This window comes from Corynebacterium sp. UMB8791, assembly GCF_054166365.1.
On the sequence record NZ_JBSZCG010000164.1, the window covers coordinates 1 to 20,183 of the forward strand.

The following is a 20,183-nucleotide window of genomic DNA, read 5'->3' on the forward strand; positions in this document are numbered from 1 at the left end:
ATGAGTGCGGTATCACCAGTCAGCCGTATTGTTCGCAAGCGGACGCAACTCTTGGCGAAGCTTCGTAACGAAGCCCGCCGACAGTCAGTGACAGTGGAGAATATCCAACACCAGTTCGCTTTCGATATGTTCCTGACCCGATTATTTGCTCATGATGACTGTGTGTGGGTCCTCAAAGGAGGGACGAGCCTTCTCTTACGGATCGGGTCTGGTCGACGCAGTCGCGACATCGACTTAGCGCGCCGGGAGCAAGTCCCTCCTGCAGAAGCGCTCCGAGAGCTGCAGGTGCTAGTTGATGAGCCTGGCCCGACAGATCCCGATTTCACTTTCGAGTTACAAGAGCCGGCAAGGGATAATCAGGACCCGATGGACCGGACCAGAGGATCATTCAAAGTCATTCTCAGGATCGGGGCGCAGCAGGTCGTATCCTTCAGCGTGGATATATCTACGCAGCAGCATCTCGACGCCCCGATTGACTCTGTGACGATCAATCCGGTCATTGAGTACGAGGGGCTTCCATCCGGTGCAGTTATCCGAATGGTTCCGGTTGAAAACGTTGCTGCCGACAAACTATGCGCCTGCTACGAATTGCACGGGGCAGAACCATCAACGCGGTACCACGATCTCATCGACTTGGTCCGGATTGTGACCAGCCAATCCATCGATGCGAAGCTCTTGCAAACACTCATGACAAAGGAAGCCACCCACCGCGGTCTTGATCTTCCAAAGGAGATGATTAGTCCTGGTCCGCAGTGGTCCCAGGCCTATCCGAAGCAGGCGCGGCAAGCAGCTGATTTCCCTGCGGAGTATCACGATCTTGCAACCGCACTTGGCGTCGTCGGAGGGTGCTTAAACCCGCTTCTTAGTGCGTCAATCGTGGCCGGGGTATGGAATCCGCAGAAGCAGACATGGGAATCCTGACAACATATAGGTCGCTGGTGCAGACCTCTCACTTACCCCACTCGCGCGCCTGAGTCACCTGTTCGCCGTCGGGGAGCTGGCTTTCGCGATCCCATTGGCCTGGTGTTCGCAGATGATTGCCCGCTCGAGTTTTACCACGTTACCGAGAAGGCCGAGCATGGTTTTGTATTTGGAGCCGAATCCCACGATTGGGTTGGTCCCGCTTTGATAAATCTCATCGGGCTTCTGCATTCGGCGAGATCTACGACTATGCGGTGTAAGTGCTTGTGCACCTCGTGGCCGAGTGGCGTTGGAGTTCGGTCGGGCTGCGGGATTTTGCTTGCAGTGCTCGTGTCGAGGTGTTTAAGGAGTGCGATGCTGGTCGCCGAAAATCGGCCCGGTTGGGTGAGAGAGCGCGACCTGCATCGCACGCTTTGAAGCCCACGCTTTGAATGGTTTGAGGGCGCCAGGCAGGGGAGGGTGCGCACCAAATTCCCACATCGGGGCGGGGGTTTGTCCGACCTGGGTGTTTGTAAATCCGCTCGCTGAAAACCCGGAATCTGGTGCGAAGATACAAGGCTTGGGGGAACGTTCTTCGTAGACAGACGACGCGACCTGGGGAAACGCAAGTGCTGGTCGACGCGGGCGAGGCCACAAACCCCCAAAACGCAAAGTGGCCCCGGGCAAAAGCCCGAGGCCACAAAGCCGCAAAACCTAGCGCATCATTACTTGAACGTGATCGACGCTGCGCCGCCGATGTGGCGGAGGTTGGAGCGTGCCAGGTCGATCATGCGGCCGACGCCACCGTCGAGAACGGTCTTGGTTGCGGCGGCGGTGAAGCCCTTCATCATGTCCCAGGTGATGTTTGGTGGCATGGAGAGGGCGTCCGGGTCGGTGACGATGTCGACGAGGACGGGGCCGTCGTAGGCGAGGGCCTCCTTGAGCTTCGGGCGCAGGTCGGCTGGGTCTTCAATGCGGAAGGACTTGATGCCGACGCCTTCGGCGATGTTGGCGTAGTTGACGCCGTCGTGGTCGGTTTCGTGCTCGGGGAAGCCTTGGACGAGCATTTCGAGTTTGACCATGCCGAGTGAGGAGTTATTGAACACGATGGTCTTCACTGGCAGGTTGTGCAGCTTGACGGTGAGCAGTTCGCCGAGCAGCATGCCGAGGCCGCCGTCGCCGGACCAGGAGATGACCTGGCGGTCGGGGAATGCGGCTTGGACGCCGATGGCCTGCGGGAGAGCGTTGGCCATGGTGCCGTGCAGGAAGGATGCGGATTCGTCGCGCTTGCCGTTGGGGGTGAGGTAGCGGGAGGACCACACGTTGCACATGCCGGTGTCGACGGTGAAGTAGGCGTCTTCGTCGGCGAGTTCGTCGAGGACGGAGGCGGCGAGCTCTGGGTGGATTGGGGTGCGGGCTTCGCGGGCTTCCGTCGTGTACTTGCCGACGACCGACTCCAGCAGCTCAGCGTGACGCTTCAGCATTGCGTCCAGGAAGGAGCGGTCCTTCTTCTCCTCGATGTGCGGGAGGATGTTCTCGATGACGCTCTTGACGTCGCCGATGACGGGGTAGTGCACCTTGGTGCGGCGGCCGATGTGGGCGCCGTCGATGTCGATCTGGGCGACGTTCTTGCTGGGCAGCCAGTCGGTGTATGGGAAGTCGGTGCCGACCATGATGAAGAGGTCTGCCTTGTCGGAGGCTTCGTGGCAGGCGCCGTAGCCGAGGAGGCCGGACATGCCGACGTCGTATGGGTTGTCGTACTCGATGTACATCTTGCCGCGGAAGGAGTGGCCGACTGGTGCCTTGATCTTTTCGGCAAGCGCGAAGACTTCGTCGCGGGCGTCCTTGGCACCGTAGCCGCAGAAGAGGGTGACGGTGTCGGCTTCGTTGATGGCTTCGACGAGGCGGGCGGCTTCGGTTGGGTCGGGGTAGACGCGCTTGTTGCTGCCGGAGGCGTAGTTGCCGGACAGGGTTGGGGCGTCGGCGGTGACTTCTTGTGCGAAGACGTCACCTGGGACGACGACTACCGATACGCCGTTGCCGGACATGGTGTTCTGGATGGCGTTGTGTACGACGCGCATGCCCTGGTCGGCGGAGTTTGCCATCTCGCAGTAGGAGGAGCACTCCTGGAAGAGCATTTCTGGGTGGGTTTCCTGGAAGAAGGACGAACCGATGTGGAAGGAGGGGATGTGCGAGGCGATCGCGAGGACCTTTGCGCCGTTGCGGTGCGCCTCGAAGAGTCCTTGGACGAAGTGAGTGTTGCCTGGGCCGCAGGATGCGCCGCACACTGCGAGTTCGTCGGTTGCGAGTGCGTCGGAGCCGGCGGCGAATGCGGCGGCTTCCTCGTTGCGGACGTGGACCCATTCGATGCCTTGGGTGCGGACGGCGTCGGAAAGCGGGTTGAGGGAGTCACCGACGAGGCCGTAGATGCGCTTGACACCGAGTTCCTTCAGCTTGGCAACGAATGCCGAGGCGAAGTTCTGAGCCATTTCCAAAGTCTCCTTTATTTGAAGAATAAATTAACCGCTTATCATGTTACCTATTTGCCTCCTGGAACTCGAAAGATTGTGTGAGAGCTGACACAAAGGCCTCGTCTGTGAAGTAGTCGCTATGTCCGCCCGAAACACCAGGTAGAACGCGCGCGCCGTAGGCAGGATCGGTTGGCGACGCCCCCAGCACCGCTTGCGAACCGGACCTGGTCCACAGGATCGGATCGTCGGGAGAATCCACGGTGACCACGCGGGAATCTGGCCCTGCCAGTCGTAGGTCGCTCACGTGGGTACCGGCGACGCCGGCGCTGCCGACGAGCCAGAGTTGGTCGGTAAGCAGGCCGTGGTGGACCGCCGCTTCGGTTGCGACGCGGGTGCCGTAGCTGTGGGCAAGCACCAGCCGGTGGGCGTTCGGGAAGCGGTCGCTGAGCGCGAGTTGGAAGGCGGAGAGGTCGTCGGCGCCGCGGCGCGCCGGGCCGGGATTCAAGCCATCGACCACGTTGGGTGGTGGGTCGTACCCCTGCCAGAGGATGACGGTCGCGCCGGTGCGTTCGGCGAGGAACTGCGCGCGGGCAAGTTCACCGCCCAGGTTTTCGGGCCGGCCGGTGGATACTCCCGCGACCATCGTGATCACGCGCGCCGGGTCCAACACGTCACCGACCGCCAGTGTCGCCGACACGGGCCCGGCTTCTAGTACGGTCGCGCCCGCGGACTCAACGAGCTCGCGGCGTGCCGGGTCGAGCGCGGCCAGGTTTGTCCGGTGTACCTGGCCAAGGTCTACGCCGTGGCGCGCGATGAGCGGTACGTGCCCGCGCGCCGCCTCTAGCTCCCGCTCGCGCGCCTTGCACAGGGCCTCGAGCTCGGCGGCGCACAGCGTGTCGAAGGTCCGCGAGACCCCGTTCAACACCTGCACGGCCAGCGCGTAGACGGGGCTGTCGCGCAGGGATCGGGCCATCGCGTCGAGGCGCGCCTGCCAGGTGGCGTAGCGGCGTAGTACCTTGGCGGCCTGGGTGAGGTCGTCGGCGGGGTGGGCGAAGGTGGCGTCGACACGCTGGAGGCGCTGCAGGGCAGCGGCAGGTGCGGGCCCGTGAAAACCCGCCCCTACCAGGTCGGACCTGGCAACGTGGCACGTCTGGGAACGCGCGCGGAACTCGGCCACGGCACTGTCCAGCACGCCCGCGGCGACCATCAGCTGCCCGGCATCCAGGGCAGGCCGGTAGGCGTCAGACATGGCGCAACGCCTCCGCAAGTCGGGTGTCGCAGTGGATGCAGTCGTCCGCAAATGAGGCGATGGATTCTAAGTGCGTGTTGAGGGCGGTGGTGGAGGCGTCGAAAAGCGATTGGGCGCGATCCCCCAGCGAGCGTAACGCGGCCGCGCTGGCGCTGTCGCGCAGCTCAGCGCGGGGGAGCGACGTGCGGGCGACGCGGTGGGAGCGGGCGAGGGACGGGATAGTCGTTGAGAGATGCATGCACCCATCCTCGAAAACCCGCCGAAACGGGGCAAGGAAAAACCCCGAAACCCTGTGGATAAAATTTCAGATTCGCTAAAGTTATCCACATGCGTATCGCATTGGCACAATTCACCAGTGGACCTGATAAAATGCGCAACCTTTCGCGCATAGAACCCCAGGTCAGGGAGGCCGCGCGCCGGGGCGCGACGCTCATCGTGTTGCCGGAGGCGGCCTCGCACGCGTTCGGGGCCGGCCGCCTTGACTACCAGGCCGAGAATACCGACGGGCCGTTCACGCAGGGGCTGTTTTCGCTGGCCAAGGAGCTGGGCGTGACCATCGTCGCGGGTTCGTTCCGCCCGGCGGACACCGTCGGCAGCATCAACCGCGTCTACAACACCACACTCATCCTCGACGGCCACAGCGACACCCCACGCATCCTCACCTATGACAAGGTGCACCTTTACGACGCCCACAGCTACCACGAGTCCCGCACCGTCAAGGCTGGCGACACCCTGCTCACGTTCCGGCACGGCGACGCCACCGTCGGCGTGGCCACCTGCTTCGACATCCGCTTCCCGGAGCAGTTCAAGGAGCTGGCGGCGATGGGCGCGCACGTCATCGTGGTGCCCACGAGCTGGGCGGACGGCCCAGGCAAGCTTGAGGAGTGGCGCTTATTGACGCGCGCCCGCGCCCTCGACTCCGGCGCGTTCATCGCGGCGGCCGGGCAGTCCCGTCCGAACCACGAGACCGAGGCCGGCGAGAAGTCCGGCCCGACCGGCATCGGGTTCTCCACTGTTGTGGCGCCGGACGGGCACCGGATTGTGGAGGCCGGCTACGGCCCTGAGCTCCTCGACGCCGATATCGACATCGCGCAGGTCGCGGCCGTGCAGGAGGACGTACCTCTTATTAGGCTGTCGGAAACTGGACCGCTGCGTCAGTCGCGCATGTAAGGATCCCACTAGCGCCAGCGGCCTCGAGGGCCTCGCGGTACTCCGCAACCTCGGCGCCCTTGCCACACAGCACGATCTGGTGGTCCCACCACGTGCCCGGCGCCGACACGAACGCCGACCCCGGCACCCAAATGGCCTTCGCGGAACTCTCGCCAAACTCGCCCGGGGTCGGCGCGACGCGCGTAACCTGCAGCCACGGCTGCGAATCTGCGAGCGAGTTGATGGTGCGGGTGTCGTAAAAATCGCTGGGGCTGTCCCCGCATAGCACCAGGTGCACCTCGGGGCGGATGCGTTCCTCGATGAGCCCGAACACCACCGACTTCGCCGCCGCCCAGCCCGTGCCCACGGCCACGAGCAGCATCTTTGGTCGGTTCGCCCGCACCGCAGGGCCTCGCGCCGCCCCTAACGTCAGGTAGTCGCCGACCTCCACATCCGGCCCGTCGAGGTGGAACTCGAGCTGCCCGAACCGGTTCGGCGGCACCGCCGGGGCCAACGCCCACCACACGCCCTGGTTGCCCGCGCGCATCACCGGCAGCGCCTGCCCCGCCGCATAGCCTACCGCCGCGGAAGCCTCCGCCCGCACGACCCACGCCGATCCGTCCTGTACAACCGAGGTCACCTGCGCCACCGACGCCGCAGGTACCCCGGCCTCGTCAGCCTCCCGCGACACCCGCTCCATCTCGCGGGCCGCCCGCACCAACACCTGCGTATCGACGCCCACAACCCCACCAACGATCTCCGCCACCGCCGGAAACTCCGATGCCGGAAACCCCGTCCGCCGCAGATCCAACGCCCACTCGCGCAGCGGGATAAGGGTTGCTTCAGGGATTGCTGCCCCCGCCGACTCGGACTCCTGGGTGGACGCGAGGGTGAACGAAGTGGCGTCGAGAAGCACTTGAGGTACCTCCGTGGGGCTTTCCGGAAAGACCATCGCTGCCTGCGGATACTGCTCCACAATCCGCTCAAACAGCGTGGCGCGCACCTCCGAATCTGGCTGCGCGAGCGCCTGCAACGCGGCCGAATTTGGGCCATCAGCAACGGGGGCAAACTTTGTCATAGGGCCAGGGTACTGTTTCTCAGCCTCGGTGAGGTGGACTAGTGTGAGCAGGGAAACAATTAGAGAGAAAGGTGCCGCAGTGGACTACACGCCGTACACACTTCTGACGGATATCGGATGGATCTCCATCCTGCTCATCATCGGAAACGTGCTCCGAAACCGACTGAAAGTGTTACAGGCGCTGCTCCTGCCGGCACCGATCACCGCCGGACTGCTCGGGCTCATCCTCGGGCAGGAAGTCCTCGGCGTCATTCACTGGTCCGACCAAGTCGGCACCTACACAACGCTGCTCATCGCCGTCGTGTTCGCCTCCATGGCCTACTCCATGAACCTCGGCGGCTCCGTCGCCTCAGGCGCCCGCAACATGTGGGGCTACTCGACGGCCATGTTCATGGGCCAATGGGGCATCTTCATCCTCCTGGGGCTGTACTTCTTCGCGCCATTCTTCGGCACCGAACCATGGTTCGGCATGATGCTCCCGGTCGGCTTCGTCGGCGGCTTCGGCACCGCCGCCGCCGTCGGCTCTGCACTTGAGGACATCGGCATCGCCGAAGCGTCCTCCATCGGATTCACCTCCGCCACAGTGGGAACCCTCGTCGCTATCGTTGGTGGCGTCATCGTTGCAAACTGGGGTATCCGGAAAGGCAAGGCAACCGAACTCCGTGGCACCCTCCCCGAAGACCTGCGCACCGGCTACATCGCCGCCGAGTCCGAGCGCCCCTCCATCGGACGCGCAACCACCAACCCGTCCTCCATCGAACCGCTGGCACTCCACGCCGGATTCATCCTCATCACCGTGCTGATCGCCTACACCGTCAACACCTGGATCAAGAGCATGTGGAGCAACGTCTCCATCCCACTGTTCGCCATGGCCTTCGTCATCGGCCTTATCGGCCGCGGCCTGCTCGTCGCCTTCAAGCGACCCAACTACCTCGATCGCGAAACCATCTCCACCGTCTCCGGCGCCGCCACCGACTTCATGATCGCCTTCGGCATCGCCTCCATCGTCCCCGCAGCACTCGCCGGGTACTGGCAGGCCCTGCTCATCATGTTCGTGCTCGGCACCGTCTTCTGCGTCGTATGGATGGCCTGGGCCGGCCCGCTCTTCTTCGGCGAAAACTGGCTCGAGCGCGGCATCTTCGGCTGGGGCTGGGCAACCGCCGCCGTCGCCACCGGTATCGCCCTGCTCAAGATGGTCGACCCCAAACTGAAGTCCGGCACTCTCAACGAATACGGTGTGGCCTACGTCGGCTTCGCCCCTTTCGAGATCGGTATGACCATCCTCGCCCCAATTGCGATTATCGCCGGGTTCACCACCGCGTTCGGCTGGGTGTCGTTCCTGATCGCCGTTGCGGTGGTGGTCGTGGCGTTCGCGCTGAAGTGGGTGCCCGCCAAGAAACACGGCTCAGGGGCTATGGCTGCCAAGGAATAGGGCCGGAATTTTCCTAGATGGTAGTAGCAGGAATGTAGTAATCCGCTTTTTTGGGCCCATTTCGAGGATTACTACATTCCTGTTACTACCTTTTGCGTTTTGACGTGGGGTTTCAGAGCGTTTCCAAGGGCTCGCCGAGCCCCAAAATCTGCAGCGCCACCCCCGAAAACGCCACACTCCAACCTTGAGTGGAACAGACTCAACTTCTCGTGCGTTAGGGAGAGTGAACAACAAAAATAAAACGCAAAGAGAAAGGAAAACGGACATGTCTTCGTTTAACCCAACTACGAAAACGCAGGAGGCGTTGCAGCAGGCGCTGCAGCAGGCGTCGGCAAAGGGGAACCCGGATATTCGTCCGGCGCATTTACTTGAGGCGATCCTGAAGCAGGAGGACGGCATCGCGGCGCCGGTGCTGCAGGCGACGGGTGTGGATCCGCAGACGGTCGCGAAGGAGGCGGCTGAGCTGGTCGATTCCTACCCGAAAGCGGAGGGCCAGAACATGGCGAATCCGAACTTTAACCGCGATGGTTTGAATGCGTTGAATGCGGCGCAGGAGTTGGCGGGCGAGCTCGGCGACGAGTTTGTCTCCACCGAGGTGCTGTTGGCTGGTATCGCGCGCGGTAATGATGACGCGGCGGAGTTGCTGAAGAAGCGTGGCGCCACGTTTGAGGCGATTAAGGCGGCGTTCCAGTCGGTGCGCGGGAATAAGAAGGTGACGTCGGAGTCGCCGGAGGATCAGTTCCAGGCGTTGGAGAAGTATTCGACGGACCTGACGGCGCGTGCGCGTGAGGGCCGGATTGACCCCGTCATTGGCCGCGATAGTGAGATCCGACGCGTGGTGCAGGTGCTTTCCCGTCGCACGAAGAATAATCCGGTGTTGATTGGTGAGCCGGGCGTCGGTAAGACGGCGATTGTTGAGGGCCTTGCAAGGCGCATCGTGGCGGGCGACGTCCCGGAGTCCCTGAAGGGTAAGACGCTGATCTCCCTGGACCTCGGGTCGATGGTTGCGGGCGCGAAGTACCGCGGTGAGTTCGAGGAGCGCCTGAAGGCGGTGTTGGACGAGATTAAGGAGTCCGACGGGCAGATCATCACGTTTATTGACGAGCTCCACACCATCGTCGGCGCTGGTGCCACGGGCGAGGGCGCGATGGATGCTGGCAACATGATTAAGCCGATGTTGGCGCGCGGCGAGCTGCGGCTGGTTGGTGCGACGACGCTGGATGAGTACCGCCAATTCATTGAGAAGGATGCGGCGCTGGAGCGTCGTTTCCAGCAGGTGTACGTGGGTGAGCCGACTGTGGAGGACACGATCGGTATTCTGCGTGGCCTGAAGGAGCGCTACGAGGTGCACCACGGCGTGCGGATCCAGGATTCGGCGTTGGTGGCGGCTGCGGAGCTGTCGAACCGTTACATCACGAACAGGTTCTTGCCGGATAAGGCGATTGACCTGGTTGATGAGGCGGGCTCGCGTCTGCGGATGGAGATTGATTCCTCGCCGCAGGAGATTGATGAGCTGGAGCGTATTGTGCGCCGCTTGGAGATCGAGGAGATCGCGCTGCAGAAGGAGTCCGACGAGGCTTCGAAGGAGCGTCTGACGGATCTGCGCCAGGAGTTGGCGGATCAGCGCGAGAAGCTCGGTGAGCTGAAGGCGCGTTGGTCGAATGAGAAGTCGGAGATCGATAAGGTGCAGGCTGCAAAGGAGGAGCTGGAGCACCTGCGTAACGAGTCGGAGATCGCGGAGCGCGAGGGCGATTACGCGAAGGTCTCGGAGCTTCGTTACGGCCGCATTCCGGAGCTGGAGCAGCAGGTCAAGGACGCTGAGGAGGCGGCGGGGACGTCGTCAAGGACGATGCTCACGGAGGAGGTTTCTCCTGAGGTGATTGCTGAGGTTGTGTCGGCGTGGACGGGTATCCCTGCGGGCAAGATGATGCAGGGTGAGACCGAGAAGCTGCTGGACATGGAGGCAATCCTGGCTGGCCGCGTTGTGGGCCAGAAGGAAGCTGTCGTGGCCGTGTCGGATGCGGTGCGGCGTTCGCGTGCGGGCGTTGCGGATCCGAACCGTCCGATTGGTTCCTTCCTGTTCCTGGGCCCGACTGGCGTGGGTAAGACGGAGCTTGCGAAGGCGCTGTCGGAGTTCCTCTTCGATGATGAGGCGGCGATGGTGCGCATCGATATGTCAGAGTACGGCGAGAAGCACTCGGTCGCGCGCCTGGTCGGTGCCCCTCCGGGATACGTCGGCTACGACGCTGGCGGCCAGCTGACTGAGGCTGTGCGCCGTCGCCCGTACTCGCTGGTGCTGTTCGATGAGGTTGAGAAGGCACACCAGGATGTGTTCGACGTGTTGCTGCAGGTCCTCGACGAGGGTCGCCTGACCGACGGCCAGGGCCGCACAGTGGATTTCCGTAACACGGTGATCATCCTGACGTCGAACTTGGGCGCGGGCGGCGACCGCGAGCAGATCATGAACGCGGTGAAGTCGCACTTCAAGCCGGAGTTCATCAACCGCCTCGATGATGTGGTGGTGTTCGAGCCGCTGACGAAGGAGCAGCTGGTGGGCATCGTCGACATTCAGCTGGGCACGCTCGCCGATCGCCTTGCTTCTCGACGCCTCCAGCTTCGCGTCTCCGACGCCGCGAAGGCCTGGCTCGCGGACCGCGGCTACGACCCGGCCTACGGCGCGCGTCCGCTGCGTCGTGTGATCCAGCAGGCGATTGGTGACCGGTTGGCGAAGGAGCTGCTGGCCGGCGCGATCCGTGATGGTGATGCGGTGCAGGTTGATGTCGCGGAAGGCGGTGAGGAGTTGGTGGTGTCTGCAGCGAAGTAGCGTTCGGGCTACACTGCTGTCCATGCAACCAACGACGACGATTTACACACGGGTGGCCGTGCCAGGCGTGGAGAACGAGCAACTTGAGGCTCACCAGCTTGGTGGTGGCCACTTCGTCGTTGCGTCGGTGCCGTTTGTGGATGTGTCGTTGGCGGTGGGGGACATCGTGGAGTGCGTGCGCGTTGGCGGCATGTTCCACGTGAATAAGGTCGTGGTGCGCGGGGGTGCGTCCACGGTGCGGATTTTGCCGCAGGGGGAGTCGCCGTTTTCGCTGGCGGAGACGTTGTTGGCGTTTGGTTGCCGGGTGGAGATGGGCCCGGGTGGGATGTTGGCGGCGTCGATAGGTGCGGATTGTCCGAAGGCCGGTATTGATGAGTGGCTGGAGGGTTTGGCTGCTTCTGGCGTGATCCAGCTCGCACCTGGCTATACAGCGTGAGGCATACGCGTATGGTGTTATGTATGACTGTTTTTATTTCTCCGCAGGAGCTGTACGAACGTATTAAGTCCGGCAAGAAGCAGACGGTGCTCGATGTTTCTTGGGAGCCGGAGGCAGGCAAGGCCTGGCAGAAGTTTCAGTCCGAGCACATTCCGACGGCCGTCTACGGTGACCTGGAGGGCCACCTCGTGGGCATGCCGGGCCGCCGCGAGGGCCGCAATCCGCTGCCGTCACTCGCCGTGATCGATGAGGCGCTCGAGGAGTGGGGCGTCGAGGCGAACCGCCCGGTCTTCATCTACGACCAGGGCTCCGGCGTCTTCGCCGCCCGCGCGTGGTGGATCATGCGCTGGGCTGGCCTGGAGCACGTCCACATTATCGACGGCGGCTTCCGCGAGTGGGAGGCCGAGGGCCTCAAGACCATCGCCGGCCCAGGCAACGTGGTTGTGCCGCGCGACCTGGAACTGGAGGGCAGCAAGCTTCCGGTGGCGACGCTGGAGGACGTACAGCAGTTCGAGGGCATCCTGATTGATGCGCGTGATGAGAAGCGCTTTGCTGGGCGTCGAGAAGTACTGGACTTGAAGGCGGGCCACATCCCGTCTGCGCTGAACCTGCCGGCGGCGGACCTGTTCTGCAAGGAAACGAGGAAGGTCAAGGAGACGGACTACATCCGCGACCGCTTCGCAAGCCTGGGAGTGACGCAGAATACGGACCCGGCGAAGATGATTACGTACTCGGGTTCGGGCAACCACTCCGCGCTGCTCATCGCGGCGATGGAGCACGCGGGCCTGCCGGTGGCCACGCATTATGTGGGTGGCTGGTCGCAGTGGAGTGCACGGTTGGGGAATAAGGTCGCCACGGCACTGTAGTATCAATCTTCGATGATTGCTTACGTGTTGTTTGGGCTGGCCGCGCTGCTCGTGGTCGCGGCTGTCTGGTTGTGGTTTGCACCTGCGTCTCCCTCCTTATCGACGCCCCCTCCGCCACCAGCCGAGCCCTCGCCTGAGGCTGAGCCGGACGTGGAGCCTGAGGCCGAGCAGGAGCCTGCGCTCGAGGTGGAAGAAGAGCCGGAACCAGAGCCCGAGCCTGCCCCGGAGCCAGAGCCCCAACTGGAGCCGGAGCCGGTACCGGAGCCGGAGCCCGAACCTGCACCGGCGCCCGAGCCTGCCCCGAAGCGCCCGCACCGCATGTCGGGCCTGCAGCTGCCGGGCGCGTCGCGCCGGGAGCGCCGCCTGTGGGCGGAACAGCACGGCTTCCGCTTCTCCAAGGTGGATGAGTACCTGGTCGACGAGTGGCACCGGGGTGCGGCGGCGTCCGGTGCGGAGCCACGCGATGTCGTGGCGGGCCAGGTCTACGGCCATGATGTCCGCGTGGTGGACCTTGGCGGTGTGACGGTGGTGGCCGTCGCAACGGGTGAGGTCAGCGACATCGTGGTGGATATGCGCCGTCCGCAGTTCCAGGCGGATTCCTCGGCGGATTTGGTGCTGGTGGAAACCGTCGAGGGCTTCGAGCTATTCACGAACGAGCCCGGTCCCGTCCTGCGCTTCATCGACGTGCGCGTGCGCACCGCCCTGCGCGAGATGCCCGAAAGTGTGTGCGCGGTGTGGTGCGAACAAGACTGGGTGTTGGCCCAGCTGGAGCGCGGTTCGACGCCGCAGGACTGGGAGGACACGTTCGCGCCGCTGGCGTTGCTGGCGGACGCGGCACGCACGCTGCCACCGCGCGAGGCGGCCGAGCTCGCCCCGGTGCTCGGTGCCGAGGAGGCACTTGAGCCGGAGACCCCGCAGGTGCAGCGCCCGGAGGAACCACTCGAGCTGCCGACCCGCGTCACCGGCGGAGGTTTCGGCGAGCTGGAGGACCACGAGATTGGGGCGGATTCTGTGGCGCCGATCGCGGACGGTTCACCTGCCGATGACGGCGCGCAGCTCTATGATTTGACCAGAGTGCGCCGCGAGCAGCAGCCCTCCACAATTTTCAACGACACGTCAGACACCCCGGACACCGAGAAGGAGCCAACCGATCATGAACGATAAAGCACGCCTCGCAGAGCTGGTGAAGGAACTGGCCGTGGTGCACGGCAAGGTCACGCTTTCCTCCGGGAAGGAGGCGGACTACTACGTGGATCTGCGTCGTGCGACGTTGCACCATGAGGCTGCGCCGCTGATCGGCAAGCTGTTGCGTGAGATGACGGCGGACCTGGAGTTCGACGCGGTTGGTGGCCTGACGCTGGGTGCGGACCCGGTGGCCACGGCCGTGATGCACGCCGCCGGCCGCCCGATCGACGCGTTCGTGGTGCGCAAGGAGGCGAAGAAGCACGGCATGCAGCGCCGGATTGAGGGGCCGTCGATTGTTGGCAAGAAGGTGCTGGTGGTGGAGGACACCACCACGACGGGCAACTCGCCGCTGACCGCGGTGGAAGCCGTGCGCGCTGAGGGCGCGGAGGTCGTCGCGGTGGCCACCGTGGTGGACCGCGCGACTGGCGCCGCCGACGCCCTGCACGAGGCCGGCCTGGACTACCGATTCCTGCTGGGGCTCGAGGACCTTGGACTCAACTGAGCAGGCTGAGCAGGCCAAAGGACCGACGGAGTGGAATGAGGGCCGCCACGGCGTAGGCCCTTGGGAGGGCCCGTGGCCGGATGACCCCCGGTTGGATCCGCAGTTTTTGGAGGAAGGGGATCGTCGCAACGTAGTGGACGCCTACCGCTACTGGTCCCTCGAGGCGATCCGGGAGGAGCTGGACAAGCGGCGCCACCCGTTCCATGTTGCGATTGAGAACTTTGAGAACGACGCCAACATCGGCACCGTGGTGCGCACCGCGAACGCGTTTCTCGCCGAGGAAGTCCACATTATTGGGCGGCGGCGCTGGAACCGGCGCGGCGCGATGGTGACGGACCGCTACCAGCACATCCGCCACCACGCGACGATCGAGGATTTCGCGCAGTGGGCCAAGGAGCACGACCTGCCGATTGTGGCGATCGATAACACGCCCGGCTGCGTGCCGCTCGAAACGGCGGAACTTCCGCAGCGCTGCGTGTTAGTGTTCGGGCAGGAAGGTCCCGGCATTACGGACGAGACGCAGCGCGAGGCGTCGATGACGTGCTCGATTGCGCAGTTCGGCTCGACGCGCTCGATTAACGCTGGTGTTGCTGCGGGCATCGCGATGCACGCGTGGATACGCCAGCACGCCGACTTGAGTACTGCTTGGTGAAAGGTGAAGGTTGTGGAAGAATCCGCCGCGGAAACATGGTCGCACCGCGCTGACCTGGCTCAATCGGCTGTGCAGGAGCGACACGCCTCCCGCCTGTGGGGGCTGCCGAAGACGAACCTCGCGGTGGTCACGTGGCCGCCGGGCTCGAAGGATCGCCTCTACTGGCACTGGCACTACTGGTGGCAGGCCCACTATTTGGACTGCCAGATCGACGCCGCTCTTCGACGCCCCACCAAAACCCACAAGCGCCGCCTCAAAGACACCCTGCGTGGCATCCAGCGCCGCAACCTGGGCAAGCTGACGAAGAACAAGTACTACGACGACAAGGCCTGGCTGGCCCTGGCGTGGAACCGCGCCGTCGACGAGGGTTTGGCGCGCCGCACGAAGGCCCTCGACGCCCTGGAGTTCGACCTGCTCGCAGGCATCGACCCGGTGATGGGTGTGCTGCCGTGGCGTACGGAGGAAACCTTCTACAACGTGCCCTCGAACGGCCCGGCCGCCCTCTTGTTCGCGCGCACTGGCCGCCTGGACAAGGCCCGCGAGCTGCTTGACTGGACGTTCGACAACCTGGTCACCGAGTCAGGCCTGGTGCAGGACGGGATCCGGATGCGGATGCATGGCCCGGAGGTCGTCGACAAGCTGTATACGTACAACCAGGGCACGGTGCTCGGCGCGAGCCTAGAGATCGCGCTGGCGTTGCGCGCCGACGTCGGACTTCGCGACGACGAGCCAATCGACTCCTTCGCGTACTCAAAACGCGCCGACGATTCCGTGTTTTACATCACACATATCCGGGCAATCGTGGAAGCGATTGTGCTGCATATGGCTACCCCCCAGGGGGTGATTCTGAACAAGTCCTACGAATCCGGCGACGGCGACGGCGGACTCTTCAAGGGAATTCTGGCACGCTACCTTGCCGATGTTGCAGTCCGTCTCCCTGAAGATTCCCGCCAGAACATCGCGACCAAAAAGATAGCATCAAGGCTGATTATGGCCTCGGCGGAGTCCCTTTGGTCCCACCGTTTGGAGGTCGACGGACTGCCGATCTTCTCCGCGCGATGGACCGAAGACGCCCGCCTTCCCCACAATTACGGGCTCGGGCCTTCGTCCTTGAGCGAGGCTGTCGGGTTGGTCCGAATTGATGAGAGGGACCTTTCGGTACAGCTTTCCGGGTGGATGCTGCTGGAGGCTGCTGCGCGGGTGGCGGCTGCAAATAGTCAGTAAAGCAGGCATACTGGTTGGCGTACCTAAGAAGCTCTAGTGGAGGTTATCTTCATGCCAATTGCAACCCCTGAGGTCTACAACCAGATGCTCGACACTGCAAAGAAGGGCGGGTTCGCTTACCCGGCCATCAACTGCACGTCGTCTGAGACCATCAACGCCGCAATTCGTGGTTTCGCAGAAGCCGAGTCTGACGGCATCATCCAGTTCTCGACCGGTGGCGCAGAGTTCGGCTCTGGCCTGTCCGTGAAGAACAAGGTTGCGGGTGCCCAGGCGCTTGCTGCGTTCGCACATGAGATCGCTAAGCACTACGACGTCAACATCGCGCTGCACACCGACCACTGCCAGCTCGAGGTTCTCGACGAGTACGTCCGCCCACTGATCGCGATCTCCCAGGAGCGCGTCGACCGCGGCGAGAACCCACTGTTCCAGTCCCACATGTGGGACGGCTCCGCCATCCCAATCGACCACAACCTTGAGGTCGCCCAGGAACTCCTGGAAAAGGCACACAAGGCCAACATCATCCTCGAGGTCGAGATCGGCGTCGTCGGTGGCGAAGAGGACGGCGTCCAGGCAAAGGCCGGCGCCAACCTGTACACCAGCGAAGAGGACTTCGAGAAGACCATTGATGCCCTCGGCACCGGCGAGAACGGCCGCTACCTGCTGGCCGCAACCTTCGGCAACGTCCACGGCGTGTACAAGCCAGGCAACGTGAAGCTGCGTCCAGAGGTCCTCGACATGGGCCAGAAGGTCGCCGAGAAGAAGCTCGGCCTGGCAGCAGGCACCAACCCATTCGACTTCGTCTTCCACGGTGGCTCCGGTTCCGAGAAGGAGAAGATCGAGGAGGCTCTGCGCTACGGCGTCATCAAGATGAACGTTGACACCGACACCCAGTACGCCTTCACCCGCCCAGTGGTCTCCCACATGTTCGAGAACTACAACGGCGTCCTGAAGATCGACGGCGAAGTGGGCAACAAGAAGGTTTACGACCCACGCTCCTACATGAAGAAGGCTGAGCAGGGCATGGCCGACCGCGTCATCGAGGCCTGCCAGGACCTGCGCTCCGTTGGCACCTCCGTGTCCAAGTAGTCGTACTGCTTGCTTTTCCTGAAACCCCTGGGACCCTCGCGGTCCTGGGGGTTTCTTCGTGTGTGGGGTGGTTTGGGCCCCTTTGGGGGTCCTTTGCGGCCTGCTGTGCACCAAAATCCCTGTTTGGCCAGGGACGACCTGGGGTTTTGTTGTGGCGGTTTTCTGGAATCCGCGAATTTGGTGTCTTGGCCTTTTGCGCGCGCACCAAATTCCCTCTCTTGGTCCCCGCGACCTGGGGTTTTACGAAGCCGCTTCTCCAAAAACCTGGAATCTGGTGTCGCCGCTTTTCACGCCAGTGCCAAAGGACGCAATCCCTTCCGCCGAATCCGCCAAAAGCCCAGGTCGCGAAAAATGCGGTGCGTCTATTGGCACTGAAAGCGTCTGGAAGGTTCCAGCAGTTCACACTTCATGCGGTTAGGTGTCTTGAAATGTGACTATTTTGTATTTGCTGTCGAGGGACTGCTGGCTTGGGGTGACAGGCTTGGCAGGCTTGTGTATACATGTATACATGAGTGGATCAGTGATTAGTTTGCGAATGGACGAAGTCCAGAAACGTCGGCTTGACGAGCTTGCTACAAAGACAGGTAGGCCAAAGGCGTTCTACATCCGTGAGGCAATTGAGGCCTATCTTGATGACGCTGAATATATCTACGAGCTTCAGGCTGAGGCGGAAGCTGTTCGTAGGGGCGAGCTGGAAACTGTTACCCTCGATGAACTTAAGGCCGAGTGTGGCCTGGCAGATTGAGTTTTCGCCTAGGGCACGAAAGGCGGTGCGACGGCTAGACAAGCAGGTACAGCGTCGGCTTTTTCAAGTCTTGGGTGATTTGTCGCGGTTGAATGATCCACGCGTCCGCGGTAAAGCCCTTGTAGGTGGAATGTCAGGGTTGTGGCGTTGGCGTGTCGGGGACTATCGGGTAATTGCTGAGATTCAAGATGACACGGTGACGGTGTTGGTGGTTGATGTGGGGCACCGTGGAGAAATTTATAGGTAGTGGACCGCCCTCACCCACGCTGCTCCCGTCGACCGGAACGAAAACGGCACGACCACCCGGGGCGCTATGGTTATGGCATGGCGAAAGAGAGAATGGGTACGCGTGCCAGGTTGGCGTCGGTGGATCAGTCGATTCAGGCGCGGTTGATGCGTGTGCGTAAGCGCCTGTTGCCGATTCTGCAGATGGGGATCGCTGCCGGTATTGCGTATTGGATCGCGGGAGACATTATTGGGAACGCGAAGCCGTTTTTTGCCCCGATTTCCGTGGTCATCATTATCGGTATGTCGGGTGGGGAGCGCATTTCGAAGGCGATTGATCTCTCGATTGGTTGTGCGCTCGGCGTGCTGGTGGGGGATTCGCTGTTTTACAGGTTGGGGGATGGGGGTTGGCAGATTGCGGCGATTGTGTCGGGCAGTTTGTTGATTGCGTCGTTCTTTTCGAAGTCGCAGTTGGTGAATAACCAGGTGGCGATTGGTTCGATTCTGATCGCGACGATTATGCCGCCCGGTGCGGAGGTGACGGGTTTTGACCGTACGATTGACGCGGCGGTGGGTTGCATGGTGGCGTTGGCCACGATTGCTCTGATTCCGCAGGGGCCGATGGAGCCGGTGCGCGCGGAGATTTCGAACTTGATGGGGTTGATGAGTTCAGTGCTTGACGACGTCGCCTCCGGCCTCACCGACCGCGACCCATTGGTGATCGATGATGCCCTGGAGGCGATCCGCGGGTCGCAGACGGATATTGACGATATGGCGTCGGCGGTGAACGCGGGCAAGGAGACGACGAAGATTTCCCCGTTTTTGTGGGGCGCCCGCCGTTATATCAATTCGCTGAGTTTGGTGATCCCGCCGGTGGATAACGCGGTGCGTTCGTGTCGTGTGCTGGCACGTCGGGCGTTGGTGTTGTGTGAGGACGGGGATCACGTTTCGCCGAAGCAGATTGAGCTGATTGATGTGTTGGCGAAGGCGTGCCTGGACATTTCTGAGGTGTACGAGGTGAAGTCGCGGCGTGCGCAGGCCACCGTGATCCCGCAGATTGTGAACGAGTTGCGGGCGGTGGCGCAGGGCTCGTCGGTGGACCTGCTGGAGAAGGACGCGGTGTTGTCGGAGTACGCGATTTTGGCGCAGACGCGTTCGCTGACGGTGGACCTGCTGCAGGTGTGCGGCATGTCGAGGGAGTCTGCGCTGGCGGCGCTGGCCCCGACCTCTGACACGCCGGCGTACCCGCCGGAGTCCTTCGATTTGCGCTAACCGCGTACCGACTGGATGTCGCGAAGGTGGCGGTAGAACGTCACCCGCTGCAGCGGCCGCGGGTGGGCGACACCGTCCACCACTAGCGTGATGTCCTCCCCGCCGGACTGTAGTGCCCGGCCAGTCAGAACGGTCGCCGGGTCCGTGAGGGCCGGGGCGACCGTTTTGCCTTTCACAAACATCCCGCCAAGCGGCATGCCCGCCAACCCCTCGAGTCGCTGCGGGTCCACGCGGCGCCCCTCCGGCACCACGAGCGGCGTGACCAGCCGTGACGCCGCCAGCCCCGGCGCATCCGGGGTGGGCACCAGGCGTGCTCCGAACTGCCCGAAGAACCGCGCGGAGGGTTCCTCGCCGGTGCGCATCACTAGCTGCTGCGAATCCACCACGATCTCGCCCACGTACTCGCTGCGCCCATCCCCGTGGGAGAGCGTCGCCGAACCGGCCACCACCACGCCCGTGTCCGTCCTAATACACGGCGACGGCACCACCGGCCCCTCCACGGCCAGGTCCACGGACCCCGCGCCCCATGCCACCGCCGCCGGCGACGCCGCATTGGTCGGCAGGTAGGCGACCTCGACCCACATCACGTCCGCGCGCATCAGCCGCGTCAGCACCGCACTCAGCGCAGCATCACTGCCGGACACGACCACACGCAGCCGCTCCTCAGGCCGCTGCGGCGCCAACTGCGGGGCACCCAGGTGCTCCACCGACGGCGACTTCTGGATCTCCGCCAGGCTCGGCGTCGGGTCGTGGGGGAGGGCGGAGCTGGCGACGTCGAGAAGAAAGGAAAGCTCACTTCTCGACGGCACCTCCGGAAGTGTGACCTCCTCCGCACCAGGGACTGTGAGGGAGCTAGCACACGCACAATGAAGAAGACGCATGGCATT

19 protein-coding genes are annotated in these 20,183 nt (G+C 63.2%); 14 read left to right on the forward strand and 5 right to left on the reverse strand.

The annotated features are described in order from the left end of the window. On the forward strand, positions 1 to 921 hold a 921-nt coding region (locus ACXIUA_RS10950; protein ID WP_084028531.1), incomplete at its 5' end, for a nucleotidyl transferase AbiEii/AbiGii toxin family protein. 704 nt (positions 922 to 1,625) lie between these two features. Here the strand turns inward: ACXIUA_RS10950 and ACXIUA_RS10955 are convergent. The 3 genes from ACXIUA_RS10955 to ACXIUA_RS10965 are packed head-to-tail and all read right to left on the reverse strand — an operon-like array spanning position 1,626 to position 4,858. Continuing rightward, positions 1,626 to 3,389, reverse strand: coding sequence for a pyruvate dehydrogenase (locus tag ACXIUA_RS10955; RefSeq protein WP_457976851.1), 1,764 nt, complete (start codon positions 3,387 to 3,389; stop codon positions 1,626 to 1,628). A gap of 46 nt (positions 3,390 to 3,435) precedes the next feature. After that, entirely contained in the window at positions 3,436 to 4,620 is a 1,185-nt protein-coding gene (locus ACXIUA_RS10960) for an alpha/beta hydrolase (protein WP_457976852.1), read from the reverse strand. Further along, positions 4,613 to 4,858, reverse strand: a complete 246-nt coding sequence (locus tag ACXIUA_RS10965) for a hypothetical protein (protein WP_457976853.1) — start codon at positions 4,856 to 4,858, stop codon at positions 4,613 to 4,615. Before ACXIUA_RS10965 ends, ACXIUA_RS10960 begins: the two co-directional genes overlap by 8 nt. Positions 4,859 to 4,947: 89 nt before the next feature. Here ACXIUA_RS10965 and ACXIUA_RS10970 point away from each other — a divergent pair, with 89 nt between their 5' ends. Beyond that, positions 4,948 to 5,790: a carbon-nitrogen hydrolase family protein gene (locus tag ACXIUA_RS10970; RefSeq protein ID WP_457976855.1), complete on the forward strand. Its 843-nt coding sequence runs from the start codon at positions 4,948 to 4,950 to the stop codon at positions 5,788 to 5,790. Here the strand turns inward: ACXIUA_RS10970 and ACXIUA_RS10975 are convergent. Further along, the gene (locus tag ACXIUA_RS10975) at positions 5,747 to 6,847 is read right to left on the reverse strand and encodes a hypothetical protein (protein ID WP_457976856.1); all 1,101 of its coding nucleotides are present in this window, start codon (positions 6,845 to 6,847) and stop codon (positions 5,747 to 5,749) included. The two genes, ACXIUA_RS10970 and ACXIUA_RS10975, sit on opposite strands and share 44 nt — an antisense overlap. A 79-nt stretch (positions 6,848 to 6,926) precedes the next feature. Here ACXIUA_RS10975 and ACXIUA_RS10980 point away from each other — a divergent pair, with 79 nt between their 5' ends. From ACXIUA_RS10980 to ACXIUA_RS11035, 12 genes are all read left to right on the forward strand, one after another. Beyond that, the gene (locus ACXIUA_RS10980; RefSeq protein WP_256059986.1) at positions 6,927 to 8,279 is read left to right on the forward strand and encodes a sodium/glutamate symporter; all 1,353 of its coding nucleotides are present in this window, start codon (positions 6,927 to 6,929) and stop codon (positions 8,277 to 8,279) included. A 265-nt stretch (positions 8,280 to 8,544) separates the two neighbouring features. Next, positions 8,545 to 11,103: an ATP-dependent chaperone ClpB gene (clpB, locus tag ACXIUA_RS10985; RefSeq protein ID WP_457976857.1), complete on the forward strand. Its 2,559-nt coding sequence runs from the start codon at positions 8,545 to 8,547 to the stop codon at positions 11,101 to 11,103. A gap of 22 nt (positions 11,104 to 11,125) precedes the next feature. Beyond that, a complete protein-coding gene (locus ACXIUA_RS10990) occupies positions 11,126 to 11,539 on the forward strand; it encodes a DUF4265 domain-containing protein (protein WP_070479576.1) in 414 nt (137 codons plus the stop codon). Between the two features lie 23 nt (positions 11,540 to 11,562). Further along, the gene (locus ACXIUA_RS10995) at positions 11,563 to 12,405 is read left to right on the forward strand and encodes a sulfurtransferase (protein ID WP_256000819.1); all 843 of its coding nucleotides are present in this window, start codon (positions 11,563 to 11,565) and stop codon (positions 12,403 to 12,405) included. A gap of 12 nt (positions 12,406 to 12,417) precedes the next feature. Further along, positions 12,418 to 13,569 (forward strand): hypothetical protein, encoded by a 1,152-nt coding sequence (locus tag ACXIUA_RS11000; RefSeq protein WP_457976858.1) that lies wholly within the window; start codon positions 12,418 to 12,420, stop codon positions 13,567 to 13,569. Further along, positions 13,559 to 14,092 (forward strand): orotate phosphoribosyltransferase, encoded by a 534-nt coding sequence (gene pyrE / locus ACXIUA_RS11005; RefSeq protein ID WP_256000821.1) that lies wholly within the window; start codon positions 13,559 to 13,561, stop codon positions 14,090 to 14,092. The genes ACXIUA_RS11000 and pyrE overlap by 11 nt, the downstream gene beginning before the upstream one ends. Then, positions 14,079 to 14,744 carry a TrmH family RNA methyltransferase gene (locus tag ACXIUA_RS11010; protein ID WP_070975598.1) on the forward strand — a complete coding sequence of 222 codons (666 nt, stop codon included), beginning with the start codon at positions 14,079 to 14,081 and terminating at the stop codon, positions 14,742 to 14,744. The genes pyrE and ACXIUA_RS11010 overlap by 14 nt, the downstream gene beginning before the upstream one ends. A gap of 12 nt (positions 14,745 to 14,756) precedes the next feature. Then, positions 14,757 to 15,968 carry a glycoside hydrolase family 76 protein gene (locus ACXIUA_RS11015; RefSeq protein ID WP_284818713.1) on the forward strand — a complete coding sequence of 404 codons (1,212 nt, stop codon included), beginning with the start codon at positions 14,757 to 14,759 and terminating at the stop codon, positions 15,966 to 15,968. A gap of 45 nt (positions 15,969 to 16,013) precedes the next feature. Beyond that, positions 16,014 to 17,054 (forward strand): class II fructose-bisphosphate aldolase, encoded by a 1,041-nt coding sequence (gene fbaA, locus ACXIUA_RS11020; protein ID WP_256006653.1) that lies wholly within the window; start codon positions 16,014 to 16,016, stop codon positions 17,052 to 17,054. A 508-nt stretch (positions 17,055 to 17,562) separates the two neighbouring features. Then, positions 17,563 to 17,799, forward strand: a complete 237-nt coding sequence (relB, locus tag ACXIUA_RS11025; protein ID WP_070361826.1) for a type II toxin-antitoxin system RelB family antitoxin — start codon at positions 17,563 to 17,565, stop codon at positions 17,797 to 17,799. Then, positions 17,765 to 18,046, forward strand: coding sequence for a type II toxin-antitoxin system RelE family toxin (locus ACXIUA_RS11030; RefSeq protein ID WP_256000824.1), 282 nt, complete (start codon positions 17,765 to 17,767; stop codon positions 18,044 to 18,046). The genes relB and ACXIUA_RS11030 overlap by 35 nt, the downstream gene beginning before the upstream one ends. A 77-nt stretch (positions 18,047 to 18,123) precedes the next feature. Continuing rightward, positions 18,124 to 19,296, forward strand: a complete 1,173-nt coding sequence (locus ACXIUA_RS11035) for an FUSC family protein (RefSeq protein WP_457976859.1) — start codon at positions 18,124 to 18,126, stop codon at positions 19,294 to 19,296. Here ACXIUA_RS11035 and ACXIUA_RS11040 read toward each other — a convergent pair. After that, the gene (locus ACXIUA_RS11040) at positions 19,293 to 20,177 is read right to left on the reverse strand and encodes a hypothetical protein (RefSeq protein ID WP_457976860.1); all 885 of its coding nucleotides are present in this window, start codon (positions 20,175 to 20,177) and stop codon (positions 19,293 to 19,295) included. The two genes, ACXIUA_RS11035 and ACXIUA_RS11040, sit on opposite strands and share 4 nt — an antisense overlap. Positions 20,178 to 20,183: the final 6 nt, after the last annotated feature.

What these genes read in the sequence shown, in the direction of transcription:
- ACXIUA_RS11035 (WP_457976859.1), top strand. Translation starts at nt 18,124, where the DNA reads ATGGCGAAAGAGAGAATGGGTACGCGTGCCAGGTTGGCGTCGGTGGAT.
- ACXIUA_RS10970 (WP_457976855.1), top strand. Translation starts at nt 4,948, where the DNA reads ATGCGTATCGCATTGGCACAATTCACCAGTGGACCTGATAAAATGCGC.
- ACXIUA_RS10960 (WP_457976852.1), bottom strand. Translation starts at nt 4,620, where the DNA reads ATGTCTGACGCCTACCGGCCTGCCCTGGATGCCGGGCAGCTGATGGTC.
- ACXIUA_RS11030 (WP_256000824.1), top strand. Translation starts at nt 17,765, where the DNA reads ATGAACTTAAGGCCGAGTGTGGCCTGGCAGATTGAGTTTTCGCCTAGG.
- ACXIUA_RS10995 (WP_256000819.1), top strand. Translation starts at nt 11,563, where the DNA reads ATGACTGTTTTTATTTCTCCGCAGGAGCTGTACGAACGTATTAAGTCC.
- relB (WP_070361826.1), top strand. Translation starts at nt 17,563, where the DNA reads ATGAGTGGATCAGTGATTAGTTTGCGAATGGACGAAGTCCAGAAACGT.
- ACXIUA_RS10975 (WP_457976856.1), bottom strand. Translation starts at nt 6,847, where the DNA reads ATGACAAAGTTTGCCCCCGTTGCTGATGGCCCAAATTCGGCCGCGTTG.
- ACXIUA_RS11040 (WP_457976860.1), bottom strand. Translation starts at nt 20,177, where the DNA reads ATGCGTCTTCTTCATTGTGCGTGTGCTAGCTCCCTCACAGTCCCTGGT.
- ACXIUA_RS10955 (WP_457976851.1), bottom strand. Translation starts at nt 3,389, where the DNA reads ATGGCTCAGAACTTCGCCTCGGCATTCGTTGCCAAGCTGAAGGAACTC.
- ACXIUA_RS10965 (WP_457976853.1), bottom strand. Translation starts at nt 4,858, where the DNA reads ATGCATCTCTCAACGACTATCCCGTCCCTCGCCCGCTCCCACCGCGTC.
- pyrE (WP_256000821.1), top strand. Translation starts at nt 13,559, where the DNA reads ATGAACGATAAAGCACGCCTCGCAGAGCTGGTGAAGGAACTGGCCGTG.
- ACXIUA_RS10990 (WP_070479576.1), top strand. Translation starts at nt 11,126, where the DNA reads ATGCAACCAACGACGACGATTTACACACGGGTGGCCGTGCCAGGCGTG.
- ACXIUA_RS11000 (WP_457976858.1), top strand. Translation starts at nt 12,418, where the DNA reads ATGATTGCTTACGTGTTGTTTGGGCTGGCCGCGCTGCTCGTGGTCGCG.
- clpB (WP_457976857.1), top strand. Translation starts at nt 8,545, where the DNA reads ATGTCTTCGTTTAACCCAACTACGAAAACGCAGGAGGCGTTGCAGCAG.